Genomic DNA, 16,857 nt, shown 5'->3' with positions numbered 1-16,857 from the left:
GGCGAAGCCAACCGGCCGGCAAGGCCGGGCCGGCGCCAATCAAAGCGCCGGCGGCTTCGCCTGCCTACGCCCTGCCCGGCCATCCCGGATTGAGCGTCAGCACGCGGCCCGGCCCGTTGGCGGCGGCGAACAGCAGCCCGGCCAGGAAGGTGAAATGGTCGACGAAGAAGCCGAACTCGTCCTGGTTGGCGGCCCAGTGTCCCGGCCCGTGGAAGGTAAAGCCCAGGAACAGGACATAGACGGCGGCGACCAGGGCGGCCTGCGAAAAGAAGGCGCCGGTCAGGAAGCAGACGACCAGCGCGCATTCAAGCAGAGCCGCGCACCAGGCCAGGAACAGGGGAAAGGGAAACCCCGCCGCGGCAATGTAGCCGGCGGTGGCGCCCATGCCCATGAACTTGAATGACACCGCCATCAGGAAGACGGCGGCGAAGATCAGGCGGCCGATGAGAATGGCTGCTGTTTTCAGTGGCGTTTGAATGGCTTGCGATGACATGACTTGGTCCTCCGTTGGTTCCCCCAAGGACGACCGACTGGCGCCAACTCCGACAGGTCCGCGAAACTTTTTGCCGGATCAGCGGTCCGCTCAGCGTTCCCTGGGCGTTTCGGAAGCCAGTTCCCGCGGCGCAAGTGCCGCCGCGTTGGCCACGAATGGATAGGCCAGTTGCTGGTGGTAGAGGTGGGGAACAGGGTCGTCGACGCCGTATTTCTCCGGCATCCGGTCGGGCATGAACAGGGTGCCGCCCAGCATGTCCAGGAACGGCAGCTGCCCGGCGAAATTCTTGTCATAGGCCTCGCGCTGGTTGGCATGATGCCAGTGGTGGAATTGCGGCGAGGCGAGCAGCCATTTCAGCGGACCGAACCTGATGCGCGTGTTGGAATGGATGAGCAGCGACTGCCACTGATAGACCAACGTAAAGATCAGGATCGCCGAGCTGGAAAAGCCAAGCGCGAACACCGGCAGGAACGAGGCCGATTTGGTCAGGATCTGGTCGACGGGGTGCACCCGGTGCGCGGCCAGCCAGTCCATCTCCTCGATCGAGTGGTGGATGGAATGGAAGCGCCACAGGAATGGCACGGCGTGAAAGGTACGATGTGCCAGGTAGAAACCGGTATCGGCGATCAACAGGACCTCGATCGCCTGCAGCCATACCGGCTGCGACTGTATCGCCGCCGTCAGGCTGTCCGGCACGAGCCGATGGGCGGCCAGCATGGCGACGCCGATGACCACCAGCAGGCCGGTCTTAATAAGGATGCCGTTGAAGACCAGGTAGACGACGTCGTTCAGCCAGTGACGCCGCGTCGGCGACTGTTCCGCGTGAAGCGGCAGCAGCCGTTCGAGTGGCAGGAAGATCAGCGCGATGACCAGGATCGCCTTGAAGTCGATGAGATTGGACACCCTGCACTCACTGTCTGACGTGGGCCGGACGCGACGACACCGCACCAGTTCCGGCCGTGGCATGCGAAAGAAGCCAGTCTAGATCCGCAGGGATGAACGGATCGTTGACATGCGTCTTCGGCGATCGTCCTTGAGCCTGATCCCCTTCTGCCCTATAGGCCGCGCGCGGGCTGCTGCATCGGCCCGAAAACCGGACCCGGTTTTCGGCTAGCACGGTGCATGATTCAAAGGGACTTCGGGCACGCTGCGCTTCCGCTTGAACGCGCAACGACGCTCCAAGGAGGAATGGGGACATGGAACAAAAACTGCAGTCATTGCTGGCGCGCCTGAAGGCCGAACAACGCCAGCTCCTCTACGCGGCGGCCGAGATGGCGACAATGCCGAGCGCAAGCACGCTGCAGATGGTGGCACGGCTGGAGCTCAACATCGCAGCGATCGAGAACACGCTGGCCGACGACGACCGCTGACCAAGCCTTGTCCAGCAGCCCTTTGCCCGGCAGCCCCTTGCCGGGTTTTGGGCGCATTGGTGCTCGCCAGTCCGGCTATCTTGATGCCAAGCCTCGGGTGGCCGCAAAGCCCATGCGCTTGCGCGCGGATGCCCTGCGCCGAAGCGGTTCCAGCATGCCGGCAAGCGGACGATCCGCGTGAAAGCCGACGCCCGCCCTTGTGGCGAGGCAAGCCGGCTGACAAAACGAGCGGCCAGAAAGCCTCTAAGCCGTTGAATCCATGTGCCGGGCTCGCAGAAATCGATTCCGATTCCTGCGCGGGTGTTATAGATTCGTGAACTCGGACGGAGGGGAAATCGCACATGGCCAAGGCACTCACCATCAGTGCGCCGCAACACAAGGCAATGCACGCCGCCTATGAGAAGGAATGCCGGGAGGTGCTTTCCCCTCACCTCGAGGCGCTGCTCGACAAGGTCGAGGCCGCCGGCTGGGACCGCAAGCAGGCCGCCTCGGCGCTCATGTATCTGTCGGCCATGCATCTGAAGCCGGCCTGAAGCGCCGAGACGCCATCCGAAAACCGAGCGGATTCCAGTCGCATCGCTAAGCAGCCGCCTCACTCCGGATGAAACCGCATTGCGTTTGACCGGGCCTGCCGGGCTCCAGCACTGTGAAACTTATCTGTAACCGGCGCTGTTTTAATATAAGCTTGGGCTGATATGCTGTGGCAGGCATTTTCGGGTGGGGCATATGTCGGGCGTAAGTGCGAAGTACGGGGCGCGTTCATTTCTGGTCCGGCCAACGACGCCGGAATGCCATGGCTGCGGCGGTGCGGGCCAGGTTTTCCAATGCCATCGCTGGGACGACTCCAACGGTCATTGCTGTCCCGCCGGCACGCAACAGCGTGGCTGCCCCGGACAAAGCACCCCGTGCACCACCTGCCGGCAAACCGACGAAGCTGGCGCGGAACAGGCATGGCAAGCCATGCAGACGTGTTACGGATCGCGGTAAGACGGCGCTGCAGTCCGTAGGGGCAACCGCGTTGGCGGGGCTTGACCGTTGCATGCCGGGCCCGCCGTCCCCATCTCTACCATCAAACAGCCGGGTGTCCCGAGCCATCGTGGCAATGCAGGCAGGCGAACGAGGCCTACCTCCTCCCGGCAGCAGATATGAGGATTTTCCCATGACAGACGTCAAATCGAAGACCAGCCTGGATCGCAAACCGGTGGCCGGTGAAGAGCCCTACGAAGCCGCCGCCTTCGCCCGGAAATACGGCATCCCGCAGAGCGAAGCCAAGACCATCATCAAGCGTTATGGCCCGTCGCGGCGCAAACTCGACTCCTACATGGCGGCACGGAACTAAAACCGGTCCGGGCAGGAACCTCGGGCGGTCAGTGACGTTATCCGGGGTTCCAAGCGACGGAGAACCACCTTGAACGACAAGATTTTCCCTCACCCGGTCAGGTTGAAATTCGGCCCGGCACGGGAACGCGTGGTACGCAGCGCCTGGGAAGGCCTTGAATGCCTTGGCGATTGGCCGGCACATGAAGGCCGCCGCTACCGGGCAGCGATGCGTTGCTGCCGCGATGCACTCGACGGCTGGACACCGCCGGAGAAGGCGATGAAGGCCATGATCGATGCCGCGCGCGAGGCGGAACTTCTGTCCCACGGCGGGAAATCCTGATGGTCGACCTGCCCCTGGTCACACCGCTGCGGATCAAGCCGCTTGGTTCGGACACGATTCGCCATGTCTCGACCCTCAAGGACGCGAGCGAAATCCTGATCGATTGGCCACATGCCAAGCGCGGCCCCTTCTATCAGGCCGCGCGCGAGATGGTCGAAGCCGCGATGAATGGTAACGGGAGTGCTTCCCAAGCCCAGGAAGCATTTGGCGCGCTGTGCGATCATGCCAGCGTGGTGGCCGGATAGAGCCATCAGGCAATTGAGCTCGGCAATCCAAGTCCAAGCCGCTGAAATCCTGTGCCTCCCTATTTGGACGCGCCAGCTTCAACAACCGGATGGGAAGAATCAAAACCAAAATTCTTCGGACCCATCAGCATCAAAACGATCACCATGGCGATCGAGGCAAGAACTGCAGCGGTCCTGGCAATATCTCTCACGATCAATTCCTTTTCAGACTTCCTCTTAAGGCAGAAACGTTTTGTTAACGCCGAGGTTCCTCGCCCTCATCGCTGCGAATTCCATCCTTCGGGATAATTGAAGTGGCAGCCCCAAAAGATTAAGGGCGGGTTCCCTGCTTTTAGTCTTCTCCTGACGGCCAATGCCGCCTACTGTTTCGGAAGCCCGAACCTCAGAGGCCGAAGGCCGGCACGCTGTCGGCGGCTGCTATCTCGACGCCGAGTTGCGGAACGATGATCGAATCCAGCGGCGCGGACAGTGCCCAGGTGACATGGCCGGGACAACGCTCCAGAACCGCCGAGCCGTTCAGCGATTGCGGCGCGACCCGCTGCAGCACAATGGTGCCAAACCCCTTGCGCGTGCTTTCGGCCTGCCCGGCATGGACAGGAAACGTCTCGTCCCAGACCAGCTGGATTTCCCGCTCGCCCGAAACGCGGGTAGCGATCTGCCAGGTGATCTCGAGCCGCCCGGTGCCGCTGGCAAGAGCGCCGTACTTGGACGAGTTGGTGCCAAGTTCGTGAAATGCCATGCCCAGATTCTGCACGGCGTTTGGTTGCAGGGTCATGAGCGGTCCAGACAGCGATACCCGCTCCTCATGGCCAAACGGCTTGAGATGCTCCTGGATGAGGTCGAACAGGCTGGCTCCCGCCCATTCCGAATTCACCAGCAGGTCGTGCGAGCGCGACAGCGCCATGATGCGGGAGCGGATCAGTTCCTCGAACTCGCGCGGGTCGGTTGAACGCCTGCCTGTCTCCCTGACCATGGACAGGATCACCGCGAACTGGTTCTTGACGCGATGGTTCACCTCCCGCATCAGGAGCCTGATCCGGCGCTCGCTCTCCTTGGTCGCGGTGATGTCGCGTGCGATCTTTGACGCGCCTACGATCTCGCCTGCTTCATTCCTGATTGGCGAGACGGTCAGCGATACCGCAACCAAGCTGCCGTCCTTGCGCCGCCGGACTGTCTCATAGCTGGCCACGCGCTCGCCACGGCGGACCCGGCTGATGATATCGACCTCTTCGTCCCTGAGATGATCGGGGATGAGCATCAGGATGGACCGGCCCACCGCCTCCTCGGACGTGTAGCCGAACATGCGTTGCGCCGCCCCGTTCCAACTGGTGATGACGCTGTTCAGATCCTTGCTGATGATGGCATCGAAGGAGGAATCGACAATCGCCGCCAGCCTTGCGCCGGCTGGGATGACGGTCGGACCACCGACGCCCGCCAATTCTGTCATACCCGTGCCTGCCTCTCCGGTCCGCGCCCGCCACGAAATCTCGTCACCCATGCCAAGCAATGCGCGGCAAGCCATTTTGGTTGCGATCGGCGCGCGACATTCCGTATTCGCGCTCGCCCGGCGTGTCAGGAGGCGTTGTCAGGAGTTGACCCTTGCGGGGCTGGCGTGACGGCGAAGGACCTGGCGAGAACCTCAGTGGCCGTAGATTCCGATCTCGTCAGGCTGGAGCGAGCCGGTGAACCCCCTGCCCTTGGCAAACTCACCCGCCTGTTTGGCCAGCGCCGCGTCGAGCTTCTTGCCGCCGTCGCTCTTCGGGTCGATGGTCGCATCGACGAGATCGTCGAGCGAGACACCCAGTCTGTCCAGCCCCAGTCTCTTCTCGATCGCGGAGATTACCAGCGCGGAGCCCGGTTTCGCCTTCAATTGATCAACAGCTCTTTTGATGTCCCAGCCGTAAGCGGTCATCGAAGTGTAGTCGCTTTGCTTGATGCCGAATTCCTCGCCCAGACGCCCGATCAGCCTGACCTTCATCTCCGTCGGGTCAACGCTGTTGACGCTGAACATGGCATCGGAAATCTTTGCGCGCGCCTGCGTCAAGGGCGAACCGGCGCCGACCAGCCCCGAAGCACCGGCATCGACGCTGCCATCGGATGACCTCGCCAATGGGCGGGACTGCTGCAGGATCAGCAAGGCCGTGGTGTTGACGGGAAATATCGAAGACATGCCTGGCCTCACTGGCCGGGCGCGTTCCAGATCGAACGGCGCGCCGGTAATCCGAGCCAGGGCATCATGCCCCATGCGACCTTTATGGGCCAATCATGGTGGAAACTTCCTTAACAATGGACTGGTCGGGAATGTCTCTCAGCCGGGCTCGATCCCGGCCTCGTCGGGGCTAGCGGGCGGAACGGCCGAAAAATCCTTTTGCGGACACTGCTCATAGCTGTGGTCGCGGCTGCCGCATCGGGCGCAACACATCGCCTGACGGTCCTGGCTTCCACTCCACCAGCTCGGCGTCTCATAGGGTTTTCTGCTGTCCATGACCAGCAATGCGCCACCCGCGATTTGGTTGCCGGGTGTGTTGTCGCCAAAGCGTGTGGCCGGATTTTGGCATCCGCCGCTCGCTGCATCGTGACAGCGAGGCTGTTGCGGACCCGCACCGCAAGGTGCGAATTTAGCTGATGATGTTTTGTGAGGATGCCGTCATGACCATTCGCAAGATTGCGCTGTGCGCCGCCGCGATTCTGATCGCCGCGACAGGTTTTGCCGATGCCCGGCCGGACACGCGGAAAATGACCTGCGAACAGACCCAGGCGCTGATCCAGAGCCAGCACGCGGCGGTGCTTACCACCGGCCAGAACACCTATGACCGCTATGTCCGGCAATACGGCACCGAATGCGACTATCCGGAAGTGCCGATGTCGGCCTATGTCACGACAAGAGACGGCCCGTGCCCGCTCTATCGATGCGATGAGCCGGCGGTCAATTTCCCGAATTGATCCGATTGCTGTCGGCCGAAAAGCACCGCCAATGCATCGGACGCGTTGATCCCACCCACCGAACCGGCTAGGGGTAACGTCACGTTGCCTTTTCCCGCTTCGTCTAATGGTAGGACAGCGCCCTTTGAAGGCGTGAATCGTGGTTCGAGCCCATGAGCGGGAACCAATAAAATCAACTAGTTAGATGATTGCCTTGCAGGATTGTCCAACATCTGGCCAATAATCGTCAGTTGATGGTGCCCTAGGCATCTTCCGAAAGAAGATCGACTGGCCTTACATCGAGCGCTTGCGAGATCTGCCACAGAGTGATGACCGTCGGGTTTCTCTTCCCCATTTCCAGCCCGCTTACATAGGCGCGATCGACGCCCATCTTCACTGCCACCTCGTTCTGCGTCAGGCCTGCCGCAAGGCGGCAGCGCTTCACGTTCTTGGCAACGAGCTGACGCATGTCCATCTGGCATGCGTGGCGAATTGTGCACTTTAGTGCGACGCACTATAATGCTCTCCAAACACCGAACGCACTTCAGGAGGCCGGCCATGTCCCTTTACGGTAAATTGGTCTATGGGTTGGTGGGGCTAGGACTAGCGACCTTTGCCTCAACGGCGTTTTGTGCTGACGAGGTAGACGAAAGTAAGTTGAATCTTGATCACGCTGCGAGCCTTTCTCAGGAGGGCAACTACATGGCAGCGCTGTCAATCATCAAGCCGCTAGCCGACGCTGGCGATGCCCGTGCGCAAACTTATCTCGGCAAGATGTTTCTCGCGGGCCAGGGCGTTCCGAAAGACCTATCGGCGGCGTTGGCGCTGTTGCATCGCGCCGCAGATCACGACTATCGCGAAGCGCAATTCATGCTTGGGGTGACCTATGCAGTTGGAGGGCCTACTGAAACGGTGGACTACATCGAGGCCCTGAAATGGCTGATAATAGCAAAAACCCAGGATGGCCTCGCTTATAGCATGCTCACTCATCAGATGAGCGCTGATGCGGTGGCAACCGCCACTACAAGAGCTGCACTTTGGCGCGAAGATACTGACCGCAAAAAGGTGCAGACGGCATTGGCTGTCGGAAATAGGAATGACGTTTCTGATCTCACCCGACTTGCCGATGAAGGCATACCAACTGCTCAATACGAGTTGGGTTTGTTGTACGCCGTCGGAGTGCCAGATGGCATTCCTTCGAAGTCGGTTCCAGGGCTGATGGAATTTCAGGCGAACGATCGGAAGGCTGCTGAACTATATCTTAGGGCCGCCACACAGGGGTATCCGCCTGCGCAATCGAGGTTGGGCTCGATCCTTTTCGAAGGGAGAGGAGTGGCCGTCAACAAAGGTGAGGCTGCGAAATGGTTCGAGAAGGCAGCTGCACATTCAGAAGCTAGCGCAATGACAGCGCTAGCGGATATGCTGGCAGGAGGAGACGGTATCCAAGCGGATAAAGGTCGAGCGATCACATTGTACAGCCGTGCCGCCGCCAAGGGCGATGCGGGCGCCATGAAGGCGCTCGGAGAGAACTACGCGAATGGTCGGCTCACTGAGAGGGACAGCCAACTGGGGTACATGTGGCTTACTCTCGCCAGTCAGAAATACAGAAAAGAGCTTGTTGAGGCTTTTGCAAACGAGGCCGACGAGACCCGTCGTGGCTTGGTTGAGTTGATGTCCCAGTCTGAAATAGATCGTGCTAAGGACGCTGCCAACAGGTGTTTGGAGACAAACTACCAACAATGCGGGCGCTCGGGCTTCGTCGACTGGCTGTGGGAGGTTCTGTAGCCCATTTCGACAGGGCAAGGACATGAGAGAATGCTGCAGTAGCCAGTGCAAGCGTTCTAAAATAACAAAAGCTTAGTCGTCTCGCCACTCCCTATCCGCCAAACTCTTCCCCCAACCAATTGAATCACATTATGATTTTCAGCTGGCGCCACCCTTCCCCACTTCTCCCACCGCAATTAAGCCTTTCGATAGGCGACCAGGTGGGAATAGCCGGGAATTGGCGGGCGCCATGCACGACAGGTACAGTCGACGGACGAGGGAATTCGGAAGCCAGTTGCGGCTGGAGAGCCTCGCTTCAGTCTTTCTCGGAGGAATCGTCGGATTCATTGGCCGAACGGGCATTTAAAATGATCCTCCCCATTGCATCCATAAAATGCGAATGGATAGGCCACCGGTTGGCGGTCTCCAGCGTAGGCGCGTCATCACCAGTCAGATTAGCAATCCGCTGAGCCTCATCAAAAAATGAGTTTCCGTGGCCGCCCGGATTAGGCTTCTTATGTTGATATAATGCTTGGTGGATCATTTCATGAACCATCAGGCGGCATGCGATTTCAGCTTTCGCTAGCGCCTCATCATCCCCCGCAAGCCGATCATCTTCGCTGAATTCAAACAGCTTGTCGATCATGATGCATTTCGATTGCAGAACGTATTTCCCATGGGCACCGATGCCATTGGGACCGCTCAATTCTTCAAAACCGATCGCACTCAGCGGTTCGAGTTGTCCGTCGAAGCAGGTTCTATTGATCTGCACCCACATCGCGTAGAGACGTTCGTCCATTCTCTGTTCCCATTTGCGGATCACTGGCTGCGCAATCGACAGCGAATTTGGGTGCGGCGTCACTACCGTCACCCAACCTGACAAAATCTATCCGGTGTCGGTATCGAGTTTCAATAAGACGGCGGACGGAGCTATGTCTTTGACCGTCGCCAACCGGCCTTCCGCGCCTCAGCTTCTGAGCAGAACCATCTCTCGCCGTACTCTGGCCGGATGATAGTTTGCGCATAATATTCCTGGCCGGGCACGTGATAGATGTGCTCGCCGGTCTCAATCGAGATGTTGCCTTTGATGTTGCAATTTGACCGGGCAACGATTGCCGTGGTTGCCGCCGACGCGGCATGCAAAAGGTCGTCGGCAAAATAGCCAACTCCGCCGGCGGCGAGCAGAACCGCTGCTGGGATGAACGCTCTCATCGGCTGAGGGATACCACCAAGCCCTCAATCGCCGGTTTCGCCGGTCGGTAAAATTCAACCAATCACCAACCGAAAGGAATTGTTATGGCCCGCAGCCTTGCGGAGGCATTGGCGCAACTATGACCGAATGCCTCGAAGACGATCATCGCCGGCATTGTCGACAACGCGCACTTGCTCGACAGGCTGTCCGCAGCGAATGGGGTGAGCGCAATCGTGCCTACGATCAGCAGGCGACGGAATTTACGCGCCGACTGGACGAGCTACGGCAGGACTTCGGTGCAGTTTATGGCACACGCGATGTCATCCAGGACATGAAGAGAGATTGAGCAATTGCGACGGGCGAGGCCAACACCGCAGTAGTTGGCCACGCACAGAAATCTAGGAGGGCCACAAAGCCAAAAAAGTCGAAGGATTTGCCGCAACCCCTCTATTGCCATGCAAAATATTTGAGTGTACCGCTTGAAAAAATATAAGGGGGGACCGTTGCCCAGCGCAGCGCGCAGCATTCAGTTTGTCCATTTTGTCGACAACGGCAAAGAGACGGACGCACGATCCATCTTCACCCTCGCCTTCGGCGAGGAACCAGATAATTTGCATACCTATTTAAAGCCGTTTGGACCCCAAGAAGTTTGGGGCAGCGCGAATGGGCTCCGAGACGGACTTGAACGTATTGTCACGGTGCAGTCGTCGCGTATCGACATTTTCATGAGAGTAGTACCTGGCCCAGAATCCACCGTAATCGAAAATGTCGAAGACGAAATCCCAAAAATCGCCAAGGCCCTTCAAGGCATGCCCAGCCCTATAAAGGGGGTGTCTCGGCTAGCGGTGGTGGTTGACTTCATTCAACGATTTGATTCTCTCGATGACACTAATGCTGCTATTCGAGACCGTTTGGGAACAGCCTTTCCAGGAGCGAACCAAAGCGACTTTTTGCTCCAATTGAACGTGACAAAGGTGTCAAACGTCCGAAATCACACACTGAACCGACTCGTCAAATGGACGTGTGAAAATGTTCAGGAATTCGCATTTCAAGCCCAGCCCGGCCAGACTATGGTCAAACTGGATGCTAGCAATGCGGTAAGGAGTTTCTACATATTCTCTCAGTTGATAGATGTTAACACCGTTCCAGTCGCTGGTGTCGACCCAGCTGATCAGGCCAAATTGCTGACCGAAATGGTCGCAGAATGCACTTGGCTCCGTACGAACGGGAAGTTGGACAGGTGGGCGTAGTGAACGAATTGTCACTTCTGACGAATACCCCTTTGGGCGCAATCGGGGGCTCAATTGGACCTATTGGAGCGGATGGCATTTATCGGATGGCGCCCACGCCGGACCGCCACAATTCGAATGAGTCTGTCGTTACAAATGCGACGGGATCAATTGAGAGGCCATGGACAATATGGCAGCACAATAGATATGCGACAATCAACCGTTTCACCTGGCGCGGTTCATTCTCGGCTTCTGACGGCGTGGGTGAGCGAGTGCATCTTTTTGCGGTCGCTGGATCGTCGGCGAATGAGGACGGTGCAGCCCAGCTATTGAATACACAATATCAAGCGGTCGCCGCCGCGCTCCAAGACATGGTCGAGGCTGGCGAGGACGAGTCCCACTTTATTGACCAGCCAACGTTTCAGCAGTCCGTAAACTTTGTAAATTACCTGCGGCTGTTTGACGTCCCAGCTCCTAAGGTTTTTGCGCATGGTGGCGACGCGATTACATTTGTCTGGGCTATTCCAGATCGCAAGCGTTACGTGACACTGGATGAGGATGGTGCGACATTCTTGGAGATGATCAAGCGCTCGGGAGTAACATGCGAGGCTGAAGCTTACATTGAGCGCAAAGATTTCTCTACATTGATAAGTGTACTTGGGGGCAAGGCTTGGCAGAACCGGGCGAGCGTTTAAAGCCGAAGGACGTAGTGGCGAGAAGCGCGATACGCCCTAAGATATTTCAGAATAGTCAAATAGACAACGGATTCGCTCACGAGTCGCTAATTGATCTAGCGCAACCTGATAGGTCGATACCTAAATATTTATCTTCCGTCGGCTGGCTTCGGTTTTTGACTGAGGAGTCGGAAGTTCACGCTTACGGCTGTCGGGTCGCGGCTGACAAGAATAAGGGACTTGAGGAGCGGACGGGGGTGAAACCTGTCCCTCTCCAAAAGAAATGTCACTACCTCGGCTATTACACCCTGGCGATAGACGCGCTACCTCAAATCCAGTCGGAAATATATGAGGTTTTCGTTGAATATAATCCGGAAAACGATGAGGTGGCACATTGCGATCTTTGGATGGTGGAACGTCCAACCGCAGACGAGCCAAAAACTCAAAAGAAAAGCGACCGCGCAAAGGTAATTGCTCGGATGTGGGATAATTTTATCGGTCCGTTCAGGGGCATTTGCGATGTGGACGCTCCTTATGCGGAAGTTCTGTTGGCAACTGAGTTGCCCGTCCAGAGACTGCCGCAACGGTGAATTCGAAAACTCCCGCCTGACGAGCGTTGAAACACCGGAGCCAGTCTCGGTTGACCCGAGGCGGGCTTTCGCGTTTCAGTGTTCCCTTGCCCGCTCGACCGCAAAACTTGGGGGCGTCCACCCCTTCACCAGCCTGGAGAAATTCAATCAAGGCTTCCATCAGGCGTTCGGCGGTCAGCTTGTTCATCACAACGCCGATTGGTCCGGTGTCAGTATCGAGTTCGAGCAACCCAAGTAGCCTGTCGCGCGAAAGCAGGGTGACGTCGGTTGCCAACAGTTTATTGTATCCGGTTGCGCTAACCTTGCGAGTCATGTCGACCGCCACTCCGTTTGCCGGAAGCGTATAGGCTCGGGGCGCGCGGAAACTCAACGCACGCAATGGTGAGCGGAAAGGGTAGCAGACCTGCTTACCCGTCATCTTCGATGGTGCCGCCGATCTTATTCCGGAGCGAACGCAGCAGGCGCGATACCACTTCATCCTTCGTATAGTGCCGACCGCTAATATCGACTTGGACGTCTCCATTAGCTTCCAAATCGACGTAGGCGATAGCATCGCTCCCGCCTATTGCGAGGAGCAACCAAGGATGCCGTTGGCTGGGAAGTTGCCGGTCCAACTCCGCCTCAGTCTCACACCTGGCCTGGAGCCCGGCTCACAACGGTGCTCGCGCCAACAAAGTCCTGAATGAACACTCAAGGCGCTGGCGCGATATACTATTGAAGATGGAGAGCTGACTCGATGCTGACATCAAGGCACTGCAACGTGGTCGGCATGTCTGAGGGCGGGTTGAGCACCGTGCCGTCGTCGGCACAATCGCTGACGCCATAAATACGATCACCCATCTTTACGTCAAGGCAGTTTCGGAAATCACCTGCAACCGCGCACTCTTGGCGGGCTTTTGCATAGTCCGTACAGAGCAAGCCGATTTTGCAAAGCTCAACATGTCGAGATCGCCTCGCGGCTGTAGCTTGGTTTGCGGCCACCTGCGCTTCCAGCCGTCGCTGCGTCTCTTGCGCCGTCTCAGGAGGGGTAGTTAACTTCCCCAGCATAGCAAGGGCACATAAGCTGAGATAGAATACGACCACCCACATGACGGTCCGTCGCCTGCCTGTATTTTTTGCCGGTGTCTGGTTGCTCATATCTCAAAGTATTGCACCAAGATTTGTAGAAAGACCAGACTGAAGGGCGGCAGCTAAACGCTTCTGTTTGGCGATGCAGAAACCGTTGTGATAACGGTTCCCGCACCTTGTGCAGACCAACCGCACCTCTAATGCTTTGATCCGGGTGTCTCGACCGAGCCGGCGCTGAAGCTCCCAACCGTCGCCAGTACCTCGCGGTAGCGGCGGGCAAGCGCTGACCTGCCGTCCCATCCGATCGAGGAAGAGCTGAGCGCCCGTGGTGGCGCGAGATTGAGCCTCGGCTTCGCAGCTGTCGGCTGGGTTGCCACGGCGTAGCTGCGGCATGTTGGACCTTCCGTTGGTACAATTATTGGACACAACATCGCGCCGTCGCTGTTTTTGTTAGGTTTTCTACGTCAATCTACATCTAAATTGCGCCTTATAGGGGCGCACTTGTACGATTTTTCCATCGAAAGTCGGTCTCCACTCGCGGTTCCGCTCCTGTGGGCGCTGGAAGTGCTTCTGGACTCCATACGGCAAGAGTCGCATTCTGCCCGTGGGGAGAAGGGGCGTGGACAGATACCGTCACGACAATCGGTCTGACCAATGGCGCAAACGGACCGGTGCCAGGGTTCGGCGCGCGCGCCTGCTGGCAAGCATTCCGAAGCGGCTCGTGTTCGTGACAGTCGCAGCGATGGCCGCCTACGCGACGTTGTTTCTCGTGCAGCACAGCGAAAGCGCGCCCGACCTCAACCCGTCGCACTGGATTGGAAGTTCACCGGCGCCGATCGCCGGGGTGGCCTCAGTCATCGACGGCGACACGATCGAGATCCACGGACAGCGCATCCGCTTCAACGGCATCGATGCGCCGGAATCTGCCCAGCAGTGCGACGACGCCAAGGGCTTTCGCTATCAGTGCGGGGCAAAGTCGGCCGCTGTCCTTGATGCCTTCCTTGAGGCCTCGCGGCCGGTCCAGTGTACCTTCGTCAGTTGGGACCGCTACGGCCGGTATGTCGGCGATTGCCGGCGTGCGGACGGCTCCAGCATTGCCTCGTGGATGGTCGAGCATGGCCAGGCGCTAGACTGGCCCCGCTACAGCCACGGTGCCTACGCATTACAGCAGGCGAAGGCCGAGGCGACAAAGGTTGGTGTGTGGGTTGGCACGTTTCAGCCGCCTTGGGATTGGCGCGCCGAGCATCGGGACGATGGCCAGTCGGCAAGCGCTCCTCTCTTCGCCGCCGGCAATAGTGGGTGCTACATCAAGGGCAACATTTCGGCCGAAGGCGAGCGCATCTATCACATGCCGGGTCAGAAATATTATGGCGTGACAAAGATCACCGAGGCTAAGGGCGAGAGGTGGTTTTGCTCCGAGGCCGAAGCTATGGCGGCAGGGTGGCGCAAATCGAAAAAGTGAAACCTGCATGGAGGGCTAGCAAAATGCCTAGCGTCGCCCTTAAGACCTCCTACGACTACTTCCCGTGGCGATCACATTCAGTCTGATGCCAGCGGTGCGCAGCACCGTTTTCGAGTCCAGCAGCCGCGCCCGTCGCCTGCAATGCCATCGACCAGGCTTCTGCAATCCCCAGTTCAAAGGCAATGGCAAATACGCTCGCCGAGGAATCGGCACTCGCGGTTTCTGGTGTCATGGATGTCGCGCCGCCAAACGGAAGGTGGCTACTCCTGGCGAACCAAAGCGCGCAGTTAGCCGCTCGATGCGCATGATAAAGTGCACGATCGATGGGAGTGAAATGCCGTTCGACTCCCTTTTCCCTCCCGCGCATTATCTCGCGAATTCGTTCAGCTCGACCACGGGCTTCTTCGAGGGTTGTAGAAGCTCCCAGAAACCTGCCGAAGCGGTTCTTTCCTTCACCGCGCAGGACGACGCCAGCGGCGTGGATCGCTTGCCACGCGAAGAACTCATTTCGTGATTGCTGCATCGCCGGATCGATCGTGCCGATGAGAACCGTGAGGTGCGGTATTAGTTCATCGCGCGTCGACTCATTGGCACTGTCGTTGATACCGCGAACAAAGGCAGCGATGATGGGACAAACCCCCGTCGGTCGATCGGTGTGTGGTGCGCCTGATAGCCAAGCGACCATTTCTAGCGCGCAAGTCCCCTCATCTCGCGACGCATGGCTGCCAGCGGTTAGATGCAATCGCGTTGTGTTCGAGTTGACTGCCTTACCAATTGATTTGGACAAAACTGGATGTCCTCTATTTCCGGAAAGCGTTGTTGAGCCACCACAAGACCCTGCAGAGAATTTCGTTCAGATTCCTCCTCTCGCGCTGCTGCCGATGAATCGCTTGAGCTCGTGACCCAAAAGTATTCCGACGCGTCAGCGATCCAGCGCAGCCTCGGCGCGGCATATTCGATGCCGACGTCCTGATCGATGTTCTGCCAACGCTCGCGCAAATCCTCGCTCGACAGTTGCAATTGGTTTAACATCGACCGCTGTGGTGTGCTAGCAGGCACCATACCAAGTTTTGACGCCACCCATGGTGCCCCACAGGTACCTTTGAATGGTGTGACCGTGCCGAATTGCTTCGACAGCTAGATATGTATGATGTTCGCAGGCGCGAATTTGGCGCGTGTGGGCATGCGATCAAATTGTGACGCCATCAGCAGGGGTGTGCTGGCGGAAGCATATTCCGTCCGTTTCGCTGATCTTCATGCGTTTTCGGCACGACTAACCGGAATAGGTCACCACTGTTGCGCGTGATTGGGGCTCACAAATGAATCTTTGTGCGCGCCTCACTAGCTTCGGCGATGCCAATCCAGCGCTTATTGTCTGCGATCAGTCGATGGATGAACCGATGGCAGCAAGCGCAGAGCAGTGACATGTCAGATAGGCGCGTATAGCGCTCGCCTTCCGCCGCAGCCAAAGGGATTGTGTGATGTCCTTCAAACAGACTGTCGGTCGACCGCGGAGCATTCGCGGTTACTCCGAAGCTGCACACCTCGCATTTCAGTCCCGATGGCCGTCGCGCTTCGATGAGTTTCGTTCGCAATCGCCGATCTCGTTGACGGTGCCTGACAGTCAAAATCCTGCCTTCGGCAAATTCCAGGTCTTCGTCATCTGTTTCGATTAGAAAACCGGCTAAAAGGGCAAGTCGAATAGCCGTTGCCAGTTGGGCAAGCTCGATCTTTCGGCTGCTCGGAAATTCCGCAACGACCTTCGTGTCCGTGTTTGAGAAGCTAAGCCCGCGGTTCGGATCAATCGCAGATAGCAAGTTTTGCATCTTCAGCGCTACACCATCGGCGTTGCGAAAGTTGTCCTTCCGTCCCGCCTCCGGATAAATCGAGGCTGCACGAAGCAGGTTCGACAACTCCAAAACGTCGGTATGATGTCGGTCGATTGGCTTTCCGTGTCTGTAAAGCAAATCTAGTGCTAACAAGGATTCGTCGCGTGTCCACTTCGGATTGCCGGACCCTTTTGTTACAGGCATGACAATGAATCTCTCAAATTGGCTGATTGATGATACTGACTTCGCGCTTTTTGCGAATGCGCATGTAGCATAACTGGATATTAGTTATTTGGTAACCTTTCCACAATGCTAATTTAATGTATGCAAGGGATTATCGCCTGACGCAACTGGGGCGG

Annotated in this window: 22 protein-coding genes and 1 tRNA gene; 12 read left to right on the top strand and 11 right to left on the bottom strand. The window is 57.9% G+C overall.

The annotated features are described in order from the left end of the window. Window positions 1–64 precede the first annotated feature (64 nt). Both ABVQ20_RS02575 and ABVQ20_RS02570 read right to left on the bottom strand, forming a co-directional pair. Window positions 65–493: a DoxX family protein gene (locus tag ABVQ20_RS02575; RefSeq protein ID WP_354457931.1), complete on the bottom strand. Its 429-nt coding sequence runs from the start codon at window positions 491–493 to the stop codon at window positions 65–67. A 90-nt stretch (window positions 494–583) separates the two neighbouring features. Next, a complete protein-coding gene (locus ABVQ20_RS02570) occupies window positions 584–1,396 on the bottom strand; it encodes a sterol desaturase family protein (protein WP_354457930.1) in 813 nt (270 codons plus the stop codon). A gap of 293 nt (window positions 1,397–1,689) precedes the next feature. On the opposite strand from ABVQ20_RS02570, the gene ABVQ20_RS02565 reads away from it, so the two are divergent. The 5 genes from ABVQ20_RS02565 to ABVQ20_RS02545 all read left to right on the top strand — a co-directional run bounded on the left by ABVQ20_RS02565 (window position 1,690) and on the right by ABVQ20_RS02545 (window position 3,768). Further along, window positions 1,690–1,863 (top strand): hypothetical protein, encoded by a 174-nt coding sequence (locus ABVQ20_RS02565; protein WP_354457929.1) that lies wholly within the window; start codon window positions 1,690–1,692, stop codon window positions 1,861–1,863. Between the two features lie 341 nt (window positions 1,864–2,204). Continuing rightward, window positions 2,205–2,396 carry a hypothetical protein gene (locus ABVQ20_RS02560; RefSeq protein WP_354457928.1) on the top strand — a complete coding sequence of 64 codons (192 nt, stop codon included), beginning with the start codon at window positions 2,205–2,207 and terminating at the stop codon, window positions 2,394–2,396. A gap of 626 nt (window positions 2,397–3,022) precedes the next feature. Then, entirely contained in the window at window positions 3,023–3,202 is a 180-nt protein-coding gene (locus ABVQ20_RS02555; protein WP_354457927.1) for a DUF3606 domain-containing protein, read from the top strand. Window positions 3,203–3,271: 69 nt separating this feature from the next. After that, window positions 3,272–3,523, top strand: coding sequence for a DUF982 domain-containing protein (locus ABVQ20_RS02550; RefSeq protein ID WP_354457926.1), 252 nt, complete (start codon window positions 3,272–3,274; stop codon window positions 3,521–3,523). Beyond that, on the top strand, window positions 3,523–3,768 hold the full coding sequence (locus ABVQ20_RS02545; protein ID WP_354457925.1) for a DUF982 domain-containing protein: 246 nt from the start codon (window positions 3,523–3,525) through the stop codon (window positions 3,766–3,768). The genes ABVQ20_RS02550 and ABVQ20_RS02545 overlap by 1 nt, the downstream gene beginning before the upstream one ends. Before the next feature lie 59 nt (window positions 3,769–3,827). Here the strand turns inward: ABVQ20_RS02545 and ABVQ20_RS02540 are convergent, their stop codons facing one another. The 3 genes from ABVQ20_RS02540 to ABVQ20_RS02530 form a co-directional block, all read right to left on the bottom strand. Beyond that, a complete protein-coding gene (locus ABVQ20_RS02540; protein ID WP_354457924.1) occupies window positions 3,828–3,959 on the bottom strand; it encodes a hypothetical protein in 132 nt (43 codons plus the stop codon). Window positions 3,960–4,150: 191 nt separating this feature from the next. Beyond that, entirely contained in the window at window positions 4,151–5,215 is a 1,065-nt protein-coding gene (locus ABVQ20_RS02535) for a PAS domain S-box protein (protein WP_354457923.1), read from the bottom strand. Window positions 5,216–5,407: 192 nt separating this feature from the next. Then, window positions 5,408–5,938: a hypothetical protein gene (locus ABVQ20_RS02530; RefSeq protein WP_354457922.1), complete on the bottom strand. Its 531-nt coding sequence runs from the start codon at window positions 5,936–5,938 to the stop codon at window positions 5,408–5,410. 479 nt (window positions 5,939–6,417) lie between these two features. On the opposite strand from ABVQ20_RS02530, the gene ABVQ20_RS02525 reads away from it, so the two are divergent. Both ABVQ20_RS02525 and ABVQ20_RS02520 read left to right on the top strand, forming a co-directional pair. After that, complete coding sequence (locus tag ABVQ20_RS02525; RefSeq protein WP_354457921.1) at window positions 6,418–6,711, top strand: hypothetical protein; 294 nt, start codon at window positions 6,418–6,420, stop codon at window positions 6,709–6,711. Window positions 6,712–6,803: 92 nt separating this feature from the next. Then, window positions 6,804–6,877, top strand: a tRNA-Gln gene (locus ABVQ20_RS02520). Window positions 6,878–6,952: 75 nt separating this feature from the next. On the opposite strand, the gene ABVQ20_RS02515 is transcribed toward ABVQ20_RS02520, so the two are convergent. After that, window positions 6,953–7,159, bottom strand: coding sequence for a helix-turn-helix domain-containing protein (locus ABVQ20_RS02515; RefSeq protein WP_354457920.1), 207 nt, complete (start codon window positions 7,157–7,159; stop codon window positions 6,953–6,955). A gap of 89 nt (window positions 7,160–7,248) precedes the next feature. Between ABVQ20_RS02515 and ABVQ20_RS02510 the strand changes: the two genes are divergently transcribed. Continuing rightward, the gene (locus tag ABVQ20_RS02510; RefSeq protein ID WP_354457919.1) at window positions 7,249–8,475 is read left to right on the top strand and encodes a tetratricopeptide repeat protein; all 1,227 of its coding nucleotides are present in this window, start codon (window positions 7,249–7,251) and stop codon (window positions 8,473–8,475) included. 295 nt (window positions 8,476–8,770) lie between these two features. Here the strand turns inward: ABVQ20_RS02510 and ABVQ20_RS02505 are convergent, their stop codons facing one another. Next, on the bottom strand, window positions 8,771–9,253 hold the full coding sequence (locus tag ABVQ20_RS02505) for a hypothetical protein (protein ID WP_354457918.1): 483 nt from the start codon (window positions 9,251–9,253) through the stop codon (window positions 8,771–8,773). Window positions 9,254–9,384: 131 nt separating this feature from the next. Then, window positions 9,385–9,666, bottom strand: coding sequence for a sunset domain-containing protein (locus ABVQ20_RS02500; RefSeq protein ID WP_354457917.1), 282 nt, complete (start codon window positions 9,664–9,666; stop codon window positions 9,385–9,387). A 119-nt stretch (window positions 9,667–9,785) separates the two neighbouring features. On the opposite strand from ABVQ20_RS02500, the gene ABVQ20_RS02495 reads away from it, so the two are divergent. The 3 genes from ABVQ20_RS02495 to ABVQ20_RS02485 all read left to right on the top strand — a co-directional run bounded on the left by ABVQ20_RS02495 (window position 9,786) and on the right by ABVQ20_RS02485 (window position 11,570). Continuing rightward, entirely contained in the window at window positions 9,786–9,992 is a 207-nt protein-coding gene (locus tag ABVQ20_RS02495; RefSeq protein WP_354457916.1) for a hypothetical protein, read from the top strand. Window positions 9,993–10,125: 133 nt separating this feature from the next. Continuing rightward, window positions 10,126–10,896: a hypothetical protein gene (locus ABVQ20_RS02490; protein ID WP_354457915.1), complete on the top strand. Its 771-nt coding sequence runs from the start codon at window positions 10,126–10,128 to the stop codon at window positions 10,894–10,896. Then, window positions 10,896–11,570 (top strand): hypothetical protein, encoded by a 675-nt coding sequence (locus ABVQ20_RS02485; RefSeq protein WP_354457914.1) that lies wholly within the window; start codon window positions 10,896–10,898, stop codon window positions 11,568–11,570. Before ABVQ20_RS02490 ends, ABVQ20_RS02485 begins: the two co-directional genes overlap by 1 nt. Window positions 11,571–12,053: 483 nt before the next feature. Here the strand turns inward: ABVQ20_RS02485 and ABVQ20_RS02480 are convergent, their stop codons facing one another. Next, window positions 12,054–12,452, bottom strand: coding sequence for a hypothetical protein (locus tag ABVQ20_RS02480; protein ID WP_354457913.1), 399 nt, complete (start codon window positions 12,450–12,452; stop codon window positions 12,054–12,056). 1,497 nt (window positions 12,453–13,949) lie between these two features. On the opposite strand from ABVQ20_RS02480, the gene ABVQ20_RS02475 reads away from it, so the two are divergent. Beyond that, the gene (locus ABVQ20_RS02475) at window positions 13,950–14,669 is read left to right on the top strand and encodes a thermonuclease family protein (RefSeq protein ID WP_354457912.1); all 720 of its coding nucleotides are present in this window, start codon (window positions 13,950–13,952) and stop codon (window positions 14,667–14,669) included. 55 nt (window positions 14,670–14,724) lie between these two features. Here the strand turns inward: ABVQ20_RS02475 and ABVQ20_RS02470 are convergent, their stop codons facing one another. Both ABVQ20_RS02470 and ABVQ20_RS02465 read right to left on the bottom strand, forming a co-directional pair. Then, window positions 14,725–15,456: a hypothetical protein gene (locus ABVQ20_RS02470; protein ID WP_354457911.1), complete on the bottom strand. Its 732-nt coding sequence runs from the start codon at window positions 15,454–15,456 to the stop codon at window positions 14,725–14,727. 526 nt (window positions 15,457–15,982) lie between these two features. Then, entirely contained in the window at window positions 15,983–16,702 is a 720-nt protein-coding gene (locus ABVQ20_RS02465) for an HNH endonuclease (protein WP_354457910.1), read from the bottom strand. Between the last annotated feature and the right edge of the window lie 155 nt (window positions 16,703–16,857).

The sequence above is a fragment of the Mesorhizobium shangrilense genome (genome assembly GCF_040537815.1).
GTDB classification, from domain to species: domain Bacteria; phylum Pseudomonadota; class Alphaproteobacteria; order Rhizobiales; family Rhizobiaceae; genus Mesorhizobium; species Mesorhizobium shangrilense.
Note: the sequence above shows the minus strand (reverse complement) of the source record. Positions and strands in the feature narration are given on the sequence as shown.